The following is a 2,344-nucleotide window of genomic DNA, read 5'->3' as shown; positions in this document are numbered from 1 at the left end:
AGTCTCCAACCTATCCTACACATCATTTGTCCAAGGTCAATACTAAGCTATAGTAAAGGTGCACAGGGTCTTTTCGTCCCACTGCGGGTAAGCGGCATCTTCACCGCTACTACAATTTCACCGAGCTCATGGCTGAGACAGTGTCCAGATCGTTACACCATTCGTGCAGGTCGGAACTTACCCGACAAGGAATTTCGCTACCTTAGGACCGTTATAGTTACGGCCGCCGTTTACTGGGGCTTCATTTCAATGCTTCTCCGAAGATAACATCTCCACTTAACCTTCCAGCACCGGGCAGGTGTCAGGCCCTATACTTCATCTTACGATTTTGCAGAGCCCTGTGTTTTTGATAAACAGTCGCCTGGACCTCTTCACTGCGGCCAGCATTGCTGCTGGCGACCCTTCTCCCGAAGTTACGGGTCTATTTTGCCTAATTCCTTAGCCATGAATCTCTCGAGCACCTTAGAATTCTCATCTCGACTACCTGTGTCGGTTTGCGGTACGGGTACTATTAACCTGAAGTTTAGAGGTTTTTCTTGGAAGCCCTTAGGTGCACTATCTCTTCAACCGAAGTCTCCGAGTACTATCGTATTTCCCCAAGCCGCGTGGATTTGCCTGCGCAGCTTATAGGTAGGTACTTCAACGAACTATTCCGTCAGTTCGCGGCACTTTCATCACTCCGTCACCCCATCACAGTTAACAGTAGTACGGGAATATTAACCCGTTGTCCATCGACTGTCCCTTTCGGGTTCGCCTTAGGTCCCGACTAACCCACAGCTGATTAGCATAGCTGTGGAAACCTTAGTCTTTCGGTGTGCGGGTTTCTCGCCCGCATTATCGTTACTTATGCCTACATTTTCTTTTCTAACCGGTCCAGCAGGCCTTACGACTCACCTTCTACCCTGTTAGAATGCTCCCCTACCACTTACAATAAATTGTAAATCCATAGCTTCGGTAATATACTTATGCCCGATTATTATCCATGCTCGTCCGCTCGACTAGTGAGCTGTTACGCACTCTTTAAATGAATGGCTGCTTCCAAGCCAACATCCTAGCTGTCTATGCAGACAAACCTCGTTCTTTCAACTTAGTATATATTTGGGGACCTTAGCTGATGGTCTGGGTTCTTTCCCTCTCGGACTTGGACCTTAGCACCCAAGCCCTCACTGTTAGTGAACATTATATAGCATTCGGAGTTTGTCAGGAATTGGTAGGCGGTGAAGCCCCCGCATCCAATCAGTAGCTCTACCTCTATATAACTTTATAACTAACGCTGCACCTAAATGCATTTCGGGGAGTACGAGCTATTTCCGAGTTTGATTGGCCTTTCACCCCTACCCACAGATCATCCCAAGACTTTTCAACGTCAACGGGTTCGGTCCTCCACTATGTGTTACCACAGCTTCAACCTGTCCATGGGTAGATCACACGGTTTCGCGTCTAACACTACTGACTAAAGCGCCCTATTCAGACTCGCTTTCGCTACGGATCCGTGGCTTAACCACTTATCCTTGCCAGCAACGTTAACTCGTAGGCTCATTATGCAAAAGGCACGCCGTCACCCCACGAAAGGGCTCCGACCGCTTGTAAGCGTATGGTTTCAGGATCTATTTCACTCCGTTATTCACGGTTCTTTTCACCTTTCCCTCACGGTACTGGTTCACTATCGGTCTCTCAGGAGTATTTAGCCTTAGCGGATGGTCCCGCCAAATTCAGACAGGATTTCTCGTGTCCCGCCCTACTCAGGATACCACTATCGTTATCTTCTATTACTTATACAGGGCTATCACCTTCTTTGGCTCTACTTTCCAGTAGATTCTAATTCTATCCGCAACAAATATCGTGGTCCTACAACCCCAAATATGCCGTAACATGTTTGGTTTGGGCTAATCCGCGTTCGCTCGCCACTACTTACGGAATCACTTTTGTTTTCTTCTCCTCCGCCTACTTAGATGTTTCAGTTCAGCGGGTTTGCCCACCCGTAGGTGTACTATGTCTTCAACATAGTGGGTTGCCCCATTCAGGTATCTACGGATCAATCGGTGTGTGCCCGTCCCCGTAGCTTTTCGCAGCTTATCACGCCTTTCATCGCCTCTGAGAGCCAAGGCATCCCCCATACGCCCTTATTTTGCTTATTGTACCAATCTTAAAATTAATTAAGACCGTTCTTTCTTCTACTAAATATAAATATTTAGTAAAAAAATGCTTTCTACTTTTTTAATATTTTTCTTATCTCAATATGTCAATGAACTTTAATCCTTGCGGATTCGTGGAGAATAACGGAGTCGAACCGTTGACCTCCTGCGTGCAAGGCAGGCGCTCTAGCCAGCTGAGCTAATCCCCC

At 47.1% G+C, this 2,344-nt stretch carries 1 tRNA gene and 1 rRNA gene; both read right to left on the bottom strand.

The window, feature by feature from the left end:
• Positions 1-2,138 (bottom strand): 23S ribosomal RNA (locus QO182_RS19375); the annotation flags it as partial.
• Positions 2,139-2,270: 132 nt separating this feature from the next.
• Positions 2,271-2,344 (bottom strand) — tRNA-Ala (locus tag QO182_RS19370).

The sequence above is a fragment of the Flavobacterium sp. Arc2 genome, from assembly GCF_041431385.1.
Lineage (GTDB): Bacteria > Bacteroidota > Bacteroidia > Flavobacteriales > Flavobacteriaceae > Flavobacterium.
The sequence above is the reverse complement of the archived record's forward strand: the minus strand, read 5'-3'. Positions and strand labels throughout refer to the sequence as shown.